The 17,313-nt window shown below is 54.3% G+C and carries 11 protein-coding genes; 7 read left to right on the top strand and 4 right to left on the bottom strand.

The features are described 5' to 3' along the window. The first annotated feature begins 49 nt into the window (after positions 1-49). From HDF09_RS13960 to HDF09_RS13930, 7 genes are all read left to right on the top strand, one after another. On the top strand, positions 50-1,453 hold the full coding sequence (locus HDF09_RS13960; RefSeq protein ID WP_260181317.1) for an efflux RND transporter periplasmic adaptor subunit: 1,404 nt from the start codon (positions 50-52) through the stop codon (positions 1,451-1,453). Continuing rightward, positions 1,453-4,593 (top strand): efflux RND transporter permease subunit, encoded by a 3,141-nt coding sequence (locus HDF09_RS13955; RefSeq protein WP_183767355.1) that lies wholly within the window; start codon positions 1,453-1,455, stop codon positions 4,591-4,593. Before HDF09_RS13960 ends, HDF09_RS13955 begins: the two co-directional genes overlap by 1 nt. Positions 4,594-4,907: 314 nt before the next feature. Further along, positions 4,908-5,081 (top strand): RidA family protein, encoded by a 174-nt coding sequence (locus HDF09_RS13950; RefSeq protein ID WP_183767353.1) that lies wholly within the window; start codon positions 4,908-4,910, stop codon positions 5,079-5,081. Positions 5,082-5,162: 81 nt separating this feature from the next. After that, the gene (locus tag HDF09_RS13945; protein WP_183767351.1) at positions 5,163-6,266 is read left to right on the top strand and encodes an NAD(P)H-dependent flavin oxidoreductase; all 1,104 of its coding nucleotides are present in this window, start codon (positions 5,163-5,165) and stop codon (positions 6,264-6,266) included. A 206-nt stretch (positions 6,267-6,472) separates the two neighbouring features. Continuing rightward, on the top strand, positions 6,473-7,315 hold the full coding sequence (locus HDF09_RS13940) for a choice-of-anchor P family protein (RefSeq protein WP_183767349.1): 843 nt from the start codon (positions 6,473-6,475) through the stop codon (positions 7,313-7,315). Then, positions 7,296-9,839: a CHAT domain-containing protein gene (locus HDF09_RS13935; RefSeq protein WP_183767347.1), complete on the top strand. Its 2,544-nt coding sequence runs from the start codon at positions 7,296-7,298 to the stop codon at positions 9,837-9,839. Before HDF09_RS13940 ends, HDF09_RS13935 begins: the two co-directional genes overlap by 20 nt. 49 nt (positions 9,840-9,888) lie before the next feature. Then, positions 9,889-10,545 (top strand): hypothetical protein, encoded by a 657-nt coding sequence (locus tag HDF09_RS13930; RefSeq protein WP_183767345.1) that lies wholly within the window; start codon positions 9,889-9,891, stop codon positions 10,543-10,545. 53 nt (positions 10,546-10,598) lie between these two features. Here the strand turns inward: HDF09_RS13930 and HDF09_RS13925 are convergent, their stop codons facing one another. The 4 genes from HDF09_RS13925 to HDF09_RS13910 form a co-directional block, all read right to left on the bottom strand. Next, a complete protein-coding gene (locus HDF09_RS13925) occupies positions 10,599-11,801 on the bottom strand; it encodes an aminotransferase class V-fold PLP-dependent enzyme (RefSeq protein ID WP_183767343.1) in 1,203 nt (400 codons plus the stop codon). Next, positions 11,798-12,652 (bottom strand): tryptophan 2,3-dioxygenase, encoded by an 855-nt coding sequence (locus HDF09_RS13920; RefSeq protein ID WP_183767341.1) that lies wholly within the window; start codon positions 12,650-12,652, stop codon positions 11,798-11,800. The genes HDF09_RS13925 and HDF09_RS13920 overlap by 4 nt, the downstream gene beginning before the upstream one ends. A 239-nt stretch (positions 12,653-12,891) precedes the next feature. Beyond that, positions 12,892-16,047 (bottom strand): prolyl oligopeptidase family serine peptidase, encoded by a 3,156-nt coding sequence (locus HDF09_RS13915; protein ID WP_183767339.1) that lies wholly within the window; start codon positions 16,045-16,047, stop codon positions 12,892-12,894. 182 nt (positions 16,048-16,229) lie between these two features. Further along, entirely contained in the window at positions 16,230-17,309 is a 1,080-nt protein-coding gene (locus HDF09_RS13910; protein WP_183767337.1) for a VWA domain-containing protein, read from the bottom strand. Between the last annotated feature and the right edge of the window lie 4 nt (positions 17,310-17,313).

Below are 17,313 nucleotides of genomic sequence, written 5' to 3'. Positions count from 1 at the left end.
ACCAACTTCGGACGCGGCTGCGCCTGCATCGTCGATTCCCGGAATGTCCATGCCGGAGTCGAAGGACGCCGCTCTTGTTCCTGTACAGCTCACGCCGGAGCGGATGCAGAGTATTGGCGTGAAGACTGGCACAGTCGAATACAAGCAACTCAGTGATGACCTTCGTGCGACCGGTACGGTGGACATCGATGAACGCTTGCTCTCTTACGTCCAGGTACGTTTTCCGGGCTACATCCGTAAGGTCTTTGCCAACGCGACCTATCAATATATACGCAAGGGCGAGCCACTGTTTACGGTGTACAGTCCCGATCTGGTAGCGACACAGCAGGAATATCTTCTTGCGCAGCAGAACCAGGAGCTATTGCAATCGAGCACCGTGGATGGCGTAGCCGCGGGCGCAAACACACTTTCTGAGGCTGCCGAGCACCGTTTAGCGCAGTGGGATGTTCCTGCAAGTGAGCTCGCCAAATTGAAGGAGACAGGTAAGCCAGTCACGGATCTCACCATCTACTCGCCGGTTTCGGGGTTTATTACGGAGCGCAACGCTCTGCCCAATCTCTACGTTGAGCCATCAACGCGGTTGTACACGGTTGCGGATCTCTCGCGTGTTTGGGTTAACGCGCAGATCTTTCAGGACGACATCGGACGGCTCAAGCAGGGCGACGCTGCTTCCATCACGGTGGACTCGTATCCAGGCCGCACATTCACAGGCCAGATCGAAGAGATTCTGCCGCAAGTGGACATGGCAACGCGCACGGTGCGAGTGCGTCTGGCGATTGCCAATCCCGGCCTCAAGCTGAAGCCCGGCATGTTCGTCAATGTTGAGGTGAAAAGCAGCCTGGGTCGCCAGCTCGTCGTGCCCGCTTCGGCGGTTTTCGAATCTGGTACGCGGCAGATTGTCTTTCTGAACCACGGCAATGGCAATCTTGAGCCCAAGGAGATAGCAGTTGGTCTTCGCGTCGGGGACAATTTCGTCGTTCTAAGAGGATTGGGAGCAAATCAATCGATTGTTACCTCCGCGAACTTCCTCATCGATTCGGAGAGCCAGTTACAGGCGGCAGCAGGTTCATTTGTTCCACCTCCACCAGGCGCGGGCGCCAACAGTTCCTCGGCAAATGCTCCTTCCGTGGCACAGGCCAACATTGACTTCACCACGGATCCGAACCCGCTGAACAGAGGAAACAATATCTTCCGCGTGCGGCTGACCGGGCCGGGAAACACGCCGTTCACTGGTGCATCCGTCACAGTCACGTTCTATATGGCCGCGATGCCTGCGATGGGCATGGCGCCGATGAACACCTCTGCCACCCTTGCAGAAAAAGGCAACGGCCTCTATGAAGGCGGTAGCACGCTCGATTCTGGCGGTACATGGCTGGTGACCATCACGGCCCAGAAGAACGGAAAGCCCATCGCCACGAAACAACTGCACGTGAACGTGACTGGAGGCATGTGATGCTATCGAAGATTATCGAAACCTGCGCGCGCAATCGCTTCCTTGTTTTTACGGCTGTTCTGATGCTGACACTCGCAGGCATCTGGTCGTTGCAGCACATTCCGCTGGACGCCCTTCCGGATATTTCCGATGTGCAGGTTATCGTTCATACGAACTGGATGGGCCAGCCTCCTGATGTCATCGAAGACCAGGTGACGTACCCAATTGTGACCAGCCTCCTGGCGGCGCCACACGTCAAAGCAGTTCGTGCGCAGACCATGTTAGGAGACTCTTACGTCTATGTTGTCTTTCAGGACGGCACCGATCTCTATTGGGCGCGCTCCCGCGTCATCGAATACCTGCAACAGATCAGCGGACGGCTGCCAGAGAACGTGCACCCTTCCATTGGTCCCGATGCGACAGGTGCTGGCTGGGTCTACGAGTATGTCATCTTAGATAAGAGCGGCAAGCATAGCCTTTCCGACCTGCGCAGTTTGCAGGACTGGCGTTTGCGCTATGCTCTCGAAACCGTTCCCGGCGTCGCGGAGGTCGCCAGCATCGGCGGCTTCGTGCGCCAGTATCAGGTTCAGCTCGATCCCAACAAGCTGCTTGCTTATAGCATTCCGCTCTCCACGGTGATCGATCGGGTAAAGACCAGCACGAATGAAGTTGGCGGACGTGTACTCGATCTGAGCGGCGCGGAGTATATGATTCGCGGCCTGGGCTACCTGCGTTCGTTGGACGATCTGGCAACCGTTGCTGTTGGCAGCAAAAATGGAACGCCGATCCTGCTGCGCGACCTGGGAACTGTGAGCTTCGGTCCAGACATCCGCGAAGGGGTTGCTGAGTGGAATGGTGGAGGCGAGACCGTCGGCGGCATTATCGTCATGCGCCAGGGCATGAACGCGCTGAACGTCATCAACGGCGTCAAACAGAAGCTCAGTGAGATCGCGCCATCTCTACCCGCAGGCGTCGTCATCATGCCGGGATATGACCGTTCCGGCCTGATTGATGCCTCGATCAAGACACTGCAACGTGATCTGCTGGAAGAGGCTCTCATCGTTAGCGTCGTCATCTTCGTTTTCCTCTTCCACTTCCGGTCTGCGTTGATTGCCATCCTGGCTTTACCTATCGCGGTGTTGGTCTCCTTCATTCCGATGTACTGGCTTGGGGTAACCTCTAACATTATGTCGCTTGGCGGCATCGCGCTGGCGATTGGTGTGCTCGTCGATGCCTCGATTGTGATGGTCGAAAACGGCTATCGTCATCTCTCCGAGCGTCAGGAACAAGGTGCGGAGCCGGTTTCGGAATCAGAGCGAAGAACGATCCTCATCAACGCAGCCAAACAAGTCGGGCCCGCATTGTTCTTCTCGCTCTTGATTATTGTCGTCTCCTTCCTGCCGGTCTTCCTGCTCGAAGCACAGGAAGGACGGATGTTCCGTCCTCTGGCGTGGACGAAGACACTCGCGGTAGGCTCGTCATCCATTCTCGCCATTACCCTGGTTCCCGTGCTGATGGTGATGCTCATCCGTGGGAGGCTTCGTCCAGAACGAGTAAACCCCATCTCGCGCATTACTCAAGCGATCTATCTGCCCATCCTTCGCTGGTGCCTGCGCCACCGCTGGCTCACTATCGCAGCCAATCTGGGCTTCCTTATCGTCACATTTCCATTGGCAACCAAGTTGGGCAGCCAGTTCATGCCGCCGCTTTTTGAAGGCTCCGTCTTGTATATGCCAACAGCACTTCCAGGCATTTCGATTGAGCAAGCGAAGGTTCTGCTCCAGCAACAGGACAGGATTCTTCGTAGCTTCCCAGAGGTAGCGAGCGTATTCGGAGCGGTTGGCCGTTCCGACAGCGCAACCGATAATGCTCCGCTCGATATGTACGACACCACGGTCATGCTCAAACCGCGAGAGCAGTGGGCGGCAGGGATGACTTACGAAAAGCTCATTCAGGAGATGGACGATAAACTCCAATTTCCCGGACTCTCGAACACCTGGACGATGCCCGTTGAGAACCGTCTGGACATGGAATTGACCGGCATCAAGACCCCGCTGGGTTTGAAGGTGCAGGGACCGAATGTGGATGGCATTCAGCAACTCGCTTCGCAGATACAACATCTTCTCTCCGGCCTGCCAGAGACGCGGTCGGTCTTTGCGGAAAAGGTCGCGCAAGGTTTCTACGTCAATGTTGAGGTCAACCGGCCAGAGACTGCGCGCTACGGTCTTACCGTGGCCGACATTCAGACCGCAGTTGCCTCGGGCATTGGCGGCCAGAACATAGTGGAGAACATCGAGGGCCGCGAACGGTATCCAGTCACGGTGCGCTATCAACGCGACTTCCGCGACAACATCGACAAGATGCGCGGGGTTCTGATCGCAACTCCCTCCGGCGCACAGATCCCGTTGGGGCAGGTGGCGCGCATTTCCTTCAGCCGTGGTCCCGCGATGATTCGGGACGAAGACGGCGCGCTCACGGGCTACATCTACGTCGATCTTAAGAACACGGACTACGGCGGCTTCGTCGCCAAGGCGGACAGGTTCTTGCATGACAAGCTCGTCCTGCCCGCTAACTATTCTTTCCAATGGTCGGGGGAGTATGAACTGGAGCTACGCGCCAAACGACGTCTGCAGCTCATTCTTCCGATTGTGTTTGTTGTGATCTTCCTCTTGCTGTATCTTGTGTTTCACTCGGTCAGCGAAGCACTTGTGCTCATCTTTCCGACAATCTACGCAGTGAGCGGCGGTCTACTACTGCAATGGCTGCTGAAGTACAACTTCAGCGTCGCGGTTGCAGTGGGTTACATCGCACTGTTTGGAATTGCGGTGGAAACCGGAGTGGTCATGGTGGTCTACCTCCACGAATCGCTTGAGCGCAGGCAGCAATCGGGAAGACCGTTGACGGCTGCAGACGTGGAAGAAGCCGCAATCGAGGGAGCAGTGCACCGCCTGCGTCCAAAGCTGATGACGGTCTGCGCAGTCCTTGCCAGCCTGGTCCCGATCCTCTGGGAGTCCGGCATCGGCTCCGACGTAATGAAGCCGATTGCTGCACCAATCGTCGGGGGCATGATTACCTCGACGATCCACGTTCTGATTCTGGTGCCTGTCTTCTTTGTCATGATGAAGGAGCGGGCACTGAAGCGCGGAACACTCGGTTGTTGAACGCAATATGGCATCAAGCTCCGTAGTGGGTTTGCAGGGCTGGGAGTAGAAAGCATCAACGTCAATGATGGCTTTGGCAAAGGCCTCGGGAGCTTCCTGAGGTAAATTGTGACCGATGCCGCCCGTAGTTGTCCTATGCCGATACAGTGTTCCATGAAGGAGGTCGCCTGGACTCTCGTAGGAATACGAAGGGCACACGGGACAATACCAAAGTATCAAGCCTCCTGCAAATCTTCACCACGATACACAGAATCCGATGTGACACCTCGGTTCTCTTGATCGTGTGACACGCGTCGTTCGGATAGGGCATCTTCATGGCGACATTAGGCGATTTCTTCGATCAGCCGCGTGTCGCCGATGGTGCTTCGGATCTGTTTCGAGATGTATTCGGTACAGAAAACCTACCTGTCCGTCTCGTGATCGGTGTCGCCAGCCTTCCGCTTGGTCTGCCTGTGGAATTGGAGGTCATCTTCGAGGTCAAGGGCTAGCCCATGAGAAGCTGGTATGTCGTCGGTACGGAACGAAAGTGACCGACCACTTCGGCGAAGAGTTCAACGGGGAGCAGGTGTATGGGTAAAGCATGGAATCAGACGCGCGTTGCAGAGATTCTCGGCATTGAGTATCCGATCATCCAAGGTCCGCTTGGCGGCTTCTCTTCGCAGAGATTAGCTGCAGCCGTTTCAAACTTCGGCGGGCTTGGCTCATTTGGTGCTCATGGGCTCGAGCGCGGCGCAATCAGCGACATTATCGCAGAGATTCGCTCGCTCACGGTGAAGCCATTTGCGATGAATCTCTGGGTCTCGATGGAGGACGATGGAGCACGCACCTCGGATGCGGCCGCCTTTCAAAGGGCTGCGTCGCATCTGGCTCCGTATATCTCTGAAGTCGGAGGTTCACAACCTAGCCATAGTCCTTACAAGCCAATTCGCTTCGAGGCACAAGCTCGCATCCTTCTAGACGCAAAGGTGCCGGCGTTCTCTTTTATCTATGGCATTCCTCCGGCGGAGATCCTCGAAGAGGCCAAGAGACAGGGGATGGTGACCCTCGGCACGGCCACAACTGTGGACGAAGCGACAGCATTGGAGCAAGCTGGAGTCGATATCGTCGTCGCATCGGGCTTTGAGGCCGGAGGACATCGAGGCTCCTTCCAGCAAAGCTCAGAAGATTCGCTGACAGGCACCATATCTCTCGTGCCGCAGACTGTGGATGCGGTCTCTATTCCCGTAGTAGCAGCAGGTGGGATTGCAGACGCACGTGGAATCATTGCCGCTCTTGCGCTCGGCGCTGAGGGCGTTCAGATGGGAACCGTATTTCTGGCGACGGAAGACTCTGGCGCTCACCCGCTGCATCGCGAAGCGATTCTTACGGGTAAGGCTCGACCGACAGCACTCACGCGCGGGTTTACGGGAAGATTGGCTCGCGGGATCAAGAACAATTTACTTGATGTCATGAACCAGCCCGGCACAGAGATTCTGCCCTATCCGCTGCAGAGAGCCTTGATGCGTAATCTGGCGATCCCGGCACAAAAGGCCGGGCGGGCAGATTTGCTGGCCCTTTGGGCAGGACAGAGTGCATCCTTGGCCCATGAAATCGACGTTAATGAGTTATTGAAATCACTGGTGACTGGAGTCGCAGCTCGATATAAGAATTGCGCAGGCGAAGGGTTCAAATGACGTCATGGCTCTGCATTTTTTTGCAGCTGCCATTTCTGCGAGAGGCGATACTCTGCTATTGAAGAATGGTGACGATAGCCTCTACGAGAAAACCGGCCATGAACGCAGAATTCATTCATTAAGGCGTCGGCGGTGTCACGAATCATCGTTTCATGACACCATCCTCTTGTAAGCACTTTGACACCCCAAAGAATGGAGCGTTCGGTATGAGTGGAAAGGTTTTTCTTTTCAACGCGCATGGTTTCGCAATCGGTGGCAGGATCACGCAACCTTATCAGGCAGAATTAGGCAGCCATGCCGCGACCTCTCTCCCTGTTGTCGGAGGCGCAGCCTCTGCAGAAGCAGGTAGTTACAATCTTAACAATTTGATCTCTTATCGTTCAGCTCGCACCCACATCAGTGGTATCAAGGGCGAAGACGGGTCTCACAACACATCGGTAAGTTGTGTGGTGGAAGGCCTGAACATTCTTGACGTAGTTACCGCCGATGCTGTCATTGGGCGGTTATCTTCAAGTCATAATGGAGTCGATGAGCCGGAGATAATACCGCTCGGCAGCTCTTTTGTGAATCTGAAAATTGCAGGTCAACCTGTTGAAGTAGAGCTAGATAACGATCTGTTTGCACGTCAAAAAACCTACTCGACTCTGCTAGATCACTACCAGCACCAAAGTAGTAGCTCGAAGGCAAAAGCCACGAAAAATGCCCCTGCCAAAGTTCGATATATGTGGAATGGTGTTGACTCTGATATCCCCGCAAAGCTGGATAAGGGAATGTTGGCGCCAGCCGGGACGGGCTGGGAACATTCCCACGGCGTTTTACATAGCAGTTTGGTGAAGAGCGTCCGAACGGCGAAATCAACAGGTTCTCTACAGGAACTTCCCTACGGTTACGCAATCCACATACCACACTTTGGCAGTGTTTATCTCGCAGAGCTGTTTTGTTCGGGTGACACGAAGCGTCTCACTATGCTACGGGTAGAATTGGGAAGTCCCGTGGTTGGATCTTTGGCAGTCAGTGGGCCGGTCACAAATGGCAACTGGTATCCGTAAGCTGAAAACTTCGCTCGTACTGTCTTTACTGCTGGATACAGGGTGCAGCAGAGCACCAAGCCCCTTTGTCCTGAGCACTGCTTATCGAGCGGCGGAAGGTTCTCTGCAGCGCGGCGACCTAAGGGAGTCACTGAGTGAAACTAGTGATGCGCTTGCGAAGATAGACAAAAGAGATGCTAATTCGATCTGGCGCTTTCGCTTGCTTGAAGCCGAGATACTGATGTGGCAGGGCCGTTCCCAGGACTCTCTAACCGTGCTGAAGGCTGTGGACCCTGGCGAACCGAGTGATTCCGAACTTCAAGCCCGGAGAAGCACACTACAGGGTACCGCTGAAAGCAATTTACAGATGCTTCCTCAAGCCGCGGAGACGTTCGCGCGTACAGAGAGTATGCCCGGTGCGAGATTGCCTGGTGTCAGGGTCGACCTTGATCTGGGTGAAGGGAAGTTGGCAGTTTTCCGGCACGATCCGGTTGGATCAGAGCGGCTCTTTCATAACGCACTCAACCTTGCGCTGGATAGTGGCCTCACATTTGGGGCAAGCAAGGCACTGGGAAATCTCGGGATGCTTAAAATGTCCCAAAACCGCTACGTCGACGCGGCGGACTACTTTAGTGAATCGCTAGCGGCGGCTAAGAAATTGAATGCGCAATCCTTGATCGTCAGAACGACGGGCAACCTGGGCTGGGCTTACCTTCAGATGGGCGACCTTGAACGTGCTTCTGAACTTTTCGATGAATCAGCCAGCGAATCCCATCGGCTTGGATTACCAGCTGACGAAAAGACGGCGCTGATGAGCATTGCTGCGATCCACTTTATGCGACACGATTTCATAACCGCAGAGACCTCTTACCAGCGAGCGTTGGAACTGGCAGAACAATTGGGCAACCGCCAGGAAGAGGCGTTTGCCCTGATAGATCTTGCTCAAATTGAGATCGAACGGAAAAATTATGGGGCGGCGGAAGGCTACAACAAACGATCTCTAGAGATCGAGAGCGCGATGGGTGATCATGACACAGAGCTGTACTCGCTGGTCAATGAGGCGCAGATCGCCTCCCTGAGGCAGGATTATGAAACCGCTGAGCGATGTTTGATGAGGGTTGTCCATGATCGAAAAGCCAGTCCGATTCTGGAGGCCCAAGCGCTATCTACGTTTGCTACGCTGGACACTCAGCAGAATCATTTCCGAGCAGCAGAAATGCACTTCGAGGAAGCTATCGCATCGCTGGAAACTCAACGTGGTTTGCTGAGTCGCGAAGAGTTTAAACTCTCCTTTCCCACGAATGAAAAAGCTATCTATGACGATTACATCGATTTTCTTATCGAAAGGAAGCTGACCGATAAAGCGTTCAGAGTGACCGAGATGCATAAGGCCCGGACACTGACCGAAGAATTCTACTCGAGGAATCGGCCAGGTTCTCGAGGTATAAGTCTGGCTCAGGCAAGGAAAGTTGCAGGCCGATCGGGGCATACGATCCTCTCGTACTGGTTGGGGCCCGAGAGAAGCTACCTATGGATGTTTCAGGCAAAAGAATCACACTTATATATTCTTCCGGGCGAGGATAGGATTCGGCCGCTGGTTGATGCCTATCGGAATCATCTGACCGGCGCGCTCAGTTCGCTGGATAGAGGTGATGAAGAGGGCAAGGAGTTGTACCAGATCCTGATCGCTCCGGTTGAATCCCTGATCGCGCCGCAGTCAAGAGTCGTCATCGTTCCGGACGAGGAGCTATGTGGCGTGAACTTCGAGACTCTCATAACGACATCGAAGGTTCCGCACTACTGGATTGAAGACGTGTCCGTTACAACTGCAAGTTCTGCTGCATTACTGGCTTACGGAGGCCATCAGGAGAGAGAGGCATCAAGGCAGAAACAAAGGAAATTGCTTTTGATCGGGGACCCTTTGCCGCTTGCGTACTATCCGCCTCTTCCTCATGCAGAGGAAGAGATCATGCTGATCAAAAGTCACTTTGTACCTGAACAGGAGACCATTGTCTCGGGCGGAAAAGCCACTCCTGAGGCTTACTTTCGCGCAAAGCCAGAGCAATACGATCTCATACACTTTGTCGCTCATGGCAAAGCGGACCGGGTAACCCCTCTCAACTCAGCCATTCTACTTTCAGGGCAGGCCAGCTCTCCGAACCTGCTCGCTCGCGATATTGCCAGTACAAGGCTGTATGCCAAGCTGGTAACGATTTCAGCTTGTGATAGCGCCGGCAAAAGAATCTATTCCTCGGAAGGGTTGGTCGGACTCTCGTGGGCGTTCCTGCGCGCTGGCGCGCAGAATGTGGTCGCATCCTTATGGGAGGTAAACGACGCTTCAACTCCTAAGCTGATGGACGTTTTCTATGCCGCAATCGCCCGAGGGGAGGAGCCAGAACTGGCTCTTCGATCAGCAAAACTATCGCTATTGCACTCCCAAAGCGCTTACAGCCGGCCTTTCTTTTGGGCCCCCTTTGTCTTATACGAGGGCGCCGGATCATCCTATGAGTATCCTTCAACCCAAAAGATGACCCACAATCAATGAAACGTTTAGATTCTGCGTATCACCATCTAATATGAAGGCAGGAGTCAGAATGGACCACGAAGGCGCAGTCAAAAGCCAAGCGGTAGAAAGATATCTGCTGGGTGACATGCCTGCTGCGTCTCAGGAAGACTTTGCTGCACACTTTTTCTCCTGCTCAGAATGTGCCGAAGATCTGAAGATGACTTCATTGTTTCTTGATGTTACGAGAACGGTAATCAAGGAAGATAAGGGCGTCGGCCAAGCGTTCATCAAGAAATCCGCCCTCTCACGATGGCGCTCTGCAAGATATGCCATTGCGGCCTCCGTCGCGTGCCTCTCATTCATGCTCTATCAAAATCTGATCGTCATTCCACGACTCAAGACAGCCGCTGCTCCTCAGGCGGTCGAAGTCTTTCCGATGACAAATGCCGCATCCCGGGGTGGGGAGCAAACAGCCATCTCGCCTGTTCCGGGCAAGCCTTTTCTTCTTTTGGTTGATATTCCACCTCACGACGAGCGTTACCGCATCCGATTTGTAATTTCAAATGCAGCCGGGGTCGAAGTATTCGCAGATGAGGTGCCGGATAAAATCGCGCAGAACACTGTACCGTTCCTGATTTCTCCCTGGATCCTGGTCAGGGGGGAATACAGCCTCCAGATTCTGGGCAGGTCAGAAGAGAAAGATCCCTTCACGACAGTTGCACGATATTCCTTTCACGTCAATTAAGCTTGAGCGAGAGCACCGATTCAGAACCGAACTCGGCCTTCTGAATTGTTTGCCTAGACTGCTGCGCAGATAGATGCCAGGGTGGTTGCCACAGTGCGTAACGCGCTGTCTGGCGTGAGGTAGTCGGGTGAGAGCCTCAGCCGATTACTGCGTGCATCTGCCGTAATGCCGGTGCGTTCGAGGGTTTCTGCGAGCGACACCGCTGCTGGGTTTTCTATTGTAAGGAATCCACCGTGCAGGTCGTCTGCGCCCTCCGCTGTAATCCCAACGGCCGCGAGATATCGTTTGAGATTGCTGAGACGGTCGATGCAATATGCCCGGATTCGGGCTACTCCCATCTGAAGCGCGAACTGCTGACCAGCCCGGGCCTGATAGTAGGTTAGAATCGGTGGGGTTGATTCAAGGAACGCATCTCCACCGTATGCGAAGCGTGGTGGATCGGGCCGATCGTAGAGAAAAGGTTGGTCTTTGGCGAACCAGCCGATGTCAATCGGCCTTAGGCCACTGGAGAGAGCGTCCGGAGATAGATAGAGAAACGCCGCCCCAGGACCGCCGCGCAGATATTTGTAACTGCCTCCGATCATGAAGTCGGCCTTCATGTCGGTGACAGCAACTGGGAATACCCCGACAGCATGGTAAGCATCCACAAGGAGACGAGCTCCCGCCGTATGACATTGGTCGGCGAGAAGATCAAGATTCGGTACGACCCGCCCGGTCATAAACATTACCTGAGAGATGACGACGAGATCCGCACCGTCGTGGACTTTCTGGATCAGTTGCGAAAGATCCATGGCACCATCAGGCGCTTCACAAGAAACGAACTGAAGGTTGATTCTTCCTAAGGCTGCATACTGCTTGAGAATTACATCAATTGAATCGAACTCTCCTGTCGTAGAGACGACGCGGGGAATACCGGGAAGCGCGTTGAGAACTGTTCGCAGTCCTTGCCCTGCTGAAGTTTTTGGGACCACACAATCGGGCCTGGAAGCGCCAATGAGTTGAGCGAGTCTCGCGCGATGTGCGTGCTCTTCTTCGAGCCAAGGGTCCCACGCCTCTCCAAGCTTAGTTTGCCAGAGGTGAAAGCCTTCGCGAAGATCCTCCTCTGTTTGATTGAGTGGACGGCCCAACGAATGATTCGCCAGATAAATTCCGGTTGCTGCGAGCGTGTTGGAGAAGAGCGGAAAGACATGAAGGCGCAGAGCATCTTCTGTGAGCGCACCTGGGCCTATGGCTGCGAGAGCATCTGTAAGTCTCATTCCCGTGGTGCCTCGGTCCGCGAAGCCAGAAGTTCAGGAAAGAAAGTTAGCTCCAACGCCTGGCGTAGAAAGCCTACGCCCGAGGAGCCGCCGGTGCCGTGCCGAAAGCCGATGATGCGTTCGACGGTTTTGAGATGACGGAAGCGCCAGAGTTGAAAGTATTCTTCAACGTCTACCAGTTTCTCGCACATCTCATACGCCACCCAGTGTTGTTTTGGGTTGCGATATATTTCGCGGAAGACTTCTACGAGAGCCTCATTCCTGCTGTGGGGCTTAGACCAGTCGCGGTCGCGGCATTCGTCGGGAATGCTATAGCCATGACGAGCAAGATACCGTAAGAATTCGTCATACAAGCTAGGAGATTCAAGGGTGCGCTTGAGGTCGTCGTGGATCGTCTTGTCGTGCGCGAAGACTTTGATATTATCGACGTTCTTATTGCCCAGTAGAAATTCAAGTTTGCGATATTGAAATGATTGAAAGCCCGAAGCACTTCCAAGGACGGATCGAAACTCCATATACTCAGATGGCGTGAGAGTTTCGAGCACGGACCACTGCTCGAAGAGCTGCATCTGAATGAGCTTTACGCGCGACAGAATTTTGAGGGTGGGTGGAAGTCGGTCATGGCGTATGTGGTCGATCGCAGCAGTAAGCTCGTGGATCACCAGCTTAATCCATAACTCCGAAACCTGGTGCTGAACGATAAACAACATCTCATCATGATGCGGCGGTTGGGATAGCGGTCGCTGTTGCGCCAGCAGGCCGTCAAGGGACAGGTAGCCCGAGTAGCTTAGCCTGTCAGAGAAGTCGCTTACGATGTTTGGTTCGACAGGGCGTTGATTGGTATTTGTCATCTTCACCTACATTCGAATACTAACTTCCCCGTAAAAAATTTGCGCTTGAAGGTTTGGGAGACGATAGCAATGGGCCTGGAAAAAGTAAAGGCCGGAACCGGGAATCCAAAATACGTTTGGAAAGGCGTATCCGCTCGAGAGCGATGCGGGAAGTATCCGGTGCAAAAAAATCTCGGCAAACGGGCGGAATACCAGACAATTTGCGTTATTTGTGATCGTCGATGCTAAGGAATTACTCATCACCGGGCATGCATTGACGTACCAATGTTTAACATGACCTCGTTCGACTGCACCACCTGATTGGTGTCGACGTCTCTCCGATACACTCGCACCGTGTACCGACCTGGTTGGCTCAAGTTTACCAACCTCGACAAATGAGCGGTCTGTGTCAGCGTTCCGCCTGACGGTACCTGGTCCACTTGGAGAGGGTCTGAAGCACGTAGCCCACCAGCGATATTCTCTCCCATCAGGCGGCCCGTCGAATTCCGCACCAGGAAAATAAACGAGAACTCTGGATTCTCTGTTCCCACTCGATGAGAAAACAGGATTGGATGACCTGAGACATTCGTCAAAGTAATCAACACGCGTGCATCCTCTCCAACCCTTAGCTCGTCAGCAGGAGCATTGATCGCAATCACAAACGATCCCTGCGAGGTGTTGTGGATCGCAGACGCAACCGGAGCCGCCTCTGGCTTTGGGGGTTCTGTTGGCAACACGATCCTCGGAATGACCGGGTTTGTTGCCTGGAGATCAGGTTGCGGCTTTGGTATTACAAGCACGTCAGGTGTAACCACGGGAGCGATGGGGGTAGGCACCGCCTGCGGACGCGACTGCACCTCCGGAGGTGCGGTTGCCGCTCGCACGGGCGCAGATGGCACAGGCGTAGGCACCCGTTGAATCGTCGATTCCGCTGACTTGGTTGGTAAGGATAATTGTGGCTGGGGCTTCGCAGGTTCCGTCATAGTCGATGCTGCAGATTGAGATGGGACCGGGATAGACTGGGGTTTCAGGGGCAACTTCTTTGACTCGGAGACGGTTGCCGTCAACGCAGGCTGCGAAAAGCCCGCTGCATATCTATTTGTTCTCGTCCATCGATCACACCAGTCTGCCACTGACTCGTACCACAGCCTTGAGTCTTGAGGCCTATTTAGCCAATGCCCTGTCCCAGGTAGAGACAGTATGCTGCTCTGCACGTTCAGCTGCTGGAGCGCCTTAAACAACTGGGTCGACTCTGACACATCCAAGCGGTTGCCAGAATGAACTATCAGCGTTGGCGTCTTCGCGTTTCGGATCGACAACATCGGTGACCACTTTTGGGAAGGATCCTGCGCCGAAGATTCATTCCGTGCACTCTTCACGTCCTTTGCGTCCTTCGCAGGAGAATTCTCCCCGTTGAGCCGCGGCTCCGCCGACGTCCCGTATTCGGCGTCGGGATTGAAGATCCCATCCTGTGTCACGATGCACGCAAACCGGTTTGTGTGCGTTAGGATCCAATCCGCCATGAACCCGCCAAAGCCTGCGCCAAGTGCGCACTCCCGCGTCTTGTCAATGAAGCCATAGTGCTGCTCCGCGTAGTCCATCCCTTTCATCAGGTCCACGTACGCCTTCCCGCCCCAATCCCCGTTCATCCCGTCGATAAATGCGTGGCCGTATCCGATGGATCCGCGAGGATTCACCATCACAACAACGTAACCACTCGCCGCCATTAGTTCCGGGTTCCACCGGTAACTCCAGTTATCACCCCACGCCCGATACGGATTCTCATGAATCAAAAACTTTACCGGGTATCTCCGCGCGGAGTCGAACCCCGGGGGGCGAATCACAAATCCCTGCATTTTTGCGCCATCTGCTCCCGTAAACCAGAACGACTCCATCTTCTCGAGTGCAATTCTGTCCAGCATTTTATTGTTCAAATGAGTCAAAGCTTCGGGCACAACAGGGACAGCACTATCTATCGGCGGAGCCGTCTTGTCCGCCGCGATCGCTAACTTTAGACCTATTGTCTTCTTTTTTACCTCAGGGTCCTCGTCGGCGAGGATTCTGAGGCTGGTACGAAATATCTCAGACGGTCGCTCGACATTCGTTGCGCTCGAAACGAGCCACGTTCCGTCATTTGAGATCTGCAGTTCGCTGAAGTTGGACTTTGTCTCCGATACCAGCAGAGTCAGATGGCCGGTCGGTACGGCGATGTAGTGGATCGTGTTTTCGTCTGCCACCGCGACGGAATAAATTTGTCCCTCTCCGCGATCATGGATTGCAAAGAAGATCGAGGCCGAATCGGATGCCCAAGTAAATTCATTGATCGAGCGATCGAAGTGCGGCAGAACAACGGTAGTTGTCCCCATCTGGCGATCGAAGAGCACCAACCGAAACTGGGTGCTGCTGTATTCCGCACGCGCCTGCGAACGAAACGCCAGCCATTTTCCATCGGGTGAGTAGGCTGGCGCTTCATCACTTCCTGCCGGTCTCGAAACCTTTTCCGGCCGCGCGCCCGCGTTATTCAGTCTCAATATAAAGACCTCGTTGTTTGTGGTCGCTGCAGAGAATCTGTTCGAGCTGGTGACAAAAGCAACTTCCATCGAATCAGGAGCCCACGCATATCCGATTCGGCCATCCGATGAAAACGCAGCAATGTCCGCCTCTCCGATACTTCGGCGCGGCGTCAGGTCGCGTATCGCGTCGCCATTCGCGGCAAACACTACTAACATGTGGCTGCGTTTCGGTCCAACCTCTTGATCTGGGCGCAGGTACTGCAAATGGTCCAAAACCTGCGCCTTCATGGGGCTCACACCATTAGCTTCATCCCTGGTTTTATCGCATGCATTTTCCGTTGCCCACGCCGCTTCATCACTGCACTCCGGATATACCTGCGATGTAAACAGTATCCGTTGCGAGTCCGGTGACCATACGGCCCCATCCGCCCCTGTGATCACACTTGTCAGGCGCTTCGGCGTACCGGGCTTGCCTGCCCTATCGTCCCAGGGCGCGACAAAGATCTGCGAACGGCCAGCCTCCTCATCGTTCGCCACAAACAGCAGCATCTTGCCGTCCGGCGATAACCTGCCTCCGGATTCTCCATCCTTGGTAAACGTGATCTGCCGCTCATGCGATTCAGACGCTGTAGCTGCAGTCGCGCCTTCCAGCGGCACCACCCAGAGATGGTTGACGATCACATTCCTATCAAGATCTGTCTCTGCCACCGAGAACACCACCCACTTGCCCGATGGAGAAATCTGAGGATCGCTCACCTGCTTCATCCGCGCCAAGTCCTCGAATTTTATCGGCCGTTGGGCCGCCGTCGCCTCCGCCGCTACGCCAACCTGACTCCAACCCCAGGCCGAAGCAAAGGCCACCGTTGCGGTCAGCACCGCCAAACGAATTACTCGATCGCTCATCAGGCCAATCTACCCCTCGCGCTGTGTAGTTCGATCCTACAAACGGATTACGCCGCCTTGGAAAGGCCAGATGTACGCAACGCTGTGTTTAGTAGAAATTTCGCTGGACTCGCGCATTTGCCCACAGGATGGCGAGCTTTTACATAACCTCGTGCAGGACGATTGCTGTTCTCCGACTTGGATCACTGCGAAAGAGGGTCCGGCCCCGGCAACGGTAGATTGTCTGTAGACGGTGTCTGCTGAAGGAAGCGATAACCATCCCGAGTCCGGATGTGATACTTCTGCAGGTTTTTGCCAACGAGCTTTACCGTTATCGTGCGCCAGCCCCGATTTGGATTGGGTTGGGGATAGTAGCTGAGAGTGTAGAGATGAGCCAGGTCATCCCGGATGGAGGCAAACGCCTGTTTCTCGTCTCTCCAACTCTTCGAGAAATAGGCTTTACCACCTGTGACCTTGCTCATTCGCTCAAAGACAGCGGTAGAAACTGGTTCATCTTCGGCTTGCTGAGTGCTGATCATGTAAATAATTGTGCCGGTGGATTGAGCCAACTCCGCTACGTCCTCGGGCGGCACCAGGCTCGCATTGTCGGGACCATTAGAAAAGACAACGATAGCTTTTTTTCCGGTCAAACGAGCGGCATCCTTTACCGTCAACAAGAGGGAGTTATAGAGTGCAGCGTCATCACCAGCAACCGTGTTGCGAACGCCACGCAAGACTTGCGACCGATCGGACGTAAGTGTAGATACGCGGGAAAGATCTCGACTATAGGAATAAAGGGCCACCTTGCTAACGCCCTCGAGAGATCGAATGAAATCTGCGATGGAATCCTGAGCGAATACAAATCCCCGGTACATGTAGTTGCTGGTGTCAAAGAGAATAAAAACGTTAGCCCCCGCCGACCACAAGTCTGGAGTCTTCCCTTGATCCCCGGCAGTGGATTTCTGGACTATCGTTACCGCACCTTTGCCAGTGTCCTGAGAAGGGTGACCGCCAGACGGAGAAACGTCAATCAGTCTCCGAGGTGGTTCGTTTCCCTCCTCGAAGGTGGCAGTTTTTTCAGGAATTTTGTCTTCGGTTATAGAGAAGTCTTCTGGACTGAGACCGCTAACATAGTTCCCCTTTCCATCAGTCACGGCGACATTCAGTTGCACAAGGACGACGCTTACGCGGATGCGCGAGGTATCATTCTGGGCAGCGCCAGAACCGTCGCCGTAGAGAGGGAATAAAAGTAACCAGAGAAATAGAAGATGTCGTTTCACCATACTC

This window comes from Edaphobacter lichenicola (assembly GCF_014201315.1).
Taxonomy (GTDB): Bacteria; Acidobacteriota; Terriglobia; order Terriglobales; family Acidobacteriaceae; genus Edaphobacter; species Edaphobacter lichenicola_B.
Note: the sequence above shows the minus strand (reverse complement) of the source record. Positions and strands in the feature narration are given on the sequence as shown.

What these genes read in the sequence shown, in the direction of transcription:
- HDF09_RS13960 (WP_260181317.1), top strand. Translation starts at nt 50, where the DNA reads ATGCCGGAGTCGAAGGACGCCGCTCTTGTTCCTGTACAGCTCACGCCG.
- HDF09_RS13955 (WP_183767355.1), top strand. Translation starts at nt 1,453, where the DNA reads ATGCTATCGAAGATTATCGAAACCTGCGCGCGCAATCGCTTCCTTGTT.
- HDF09_RS13950 (WP_183767353.1), top strand. Translation starts at nt 4,908, where the DNA reads ATGGCGACATTAGGCGATTTCTTCGATCAGCCGCGTGTCGCCGATGGT.
- HDF09_RS13945 (WP_183767351.1), top strand. Translation starts at nt 5,163, where the DNA reads ATGGGTAAAGCATGGAATCAGACGCGCGTTGCAGAGATTCTCGGCATT.
- HDF09_RS13940 (WP_183767349.1), top strand. Translation starts at nt 6,473, where the DNA reads ATGAGTGGAAAGGTTTTTCTTTTCAACGCGCATGGTTTCGCAATCGGT.
- HDF09_RS13935 (WP_183767347.1), top strand. Translation starts at nt 7,296, where the DNA reads ATGGCAACTGGTATCCGTAAGCTGAAAACTTCGCTCGTACTGTCTTTA.
- HDF09_RS13930 (WP_183767345.1), top strand. Translation starts at nt 9,889, where the DNA reads ATGGACCACGAAGGCGCAGTCAAAAGCCAAGCGGTAGAAAGATATCTG.
- HDF09_RS13925 (WP_183767343.1), bottom strand. Translation starts at nt 11,801, where the DNA reads ATGAGACTTACAGATGCTCTCGCAGCCATAGGCCCAGGTGCGCTCACA.
- HDF09_RS13920 (WP_183767341.1), bottom strand. Translation starts at nt 12,652, where the DNA reads ATGACAAATACCAATCAACGCCCTGTCGAACCAAACATCGTAAGCGAC.
- HDF09_RS13915 (WP_183767339.1), bottom strand. Translation starts at nt 16,047, where the DNA reads ATGAGCGATCGAGTAATTCGTTTGGCGGTGCTGACCGCAACGGTGGCC.
- HDF09_RS13910 (WP_183767337.1), bottom strand. Translation starts at nt 17,309, where the DNA reads ATGGTGAAACGACATCTTCTATTTCTCTGGTTACTTTTATTCCCTCTC.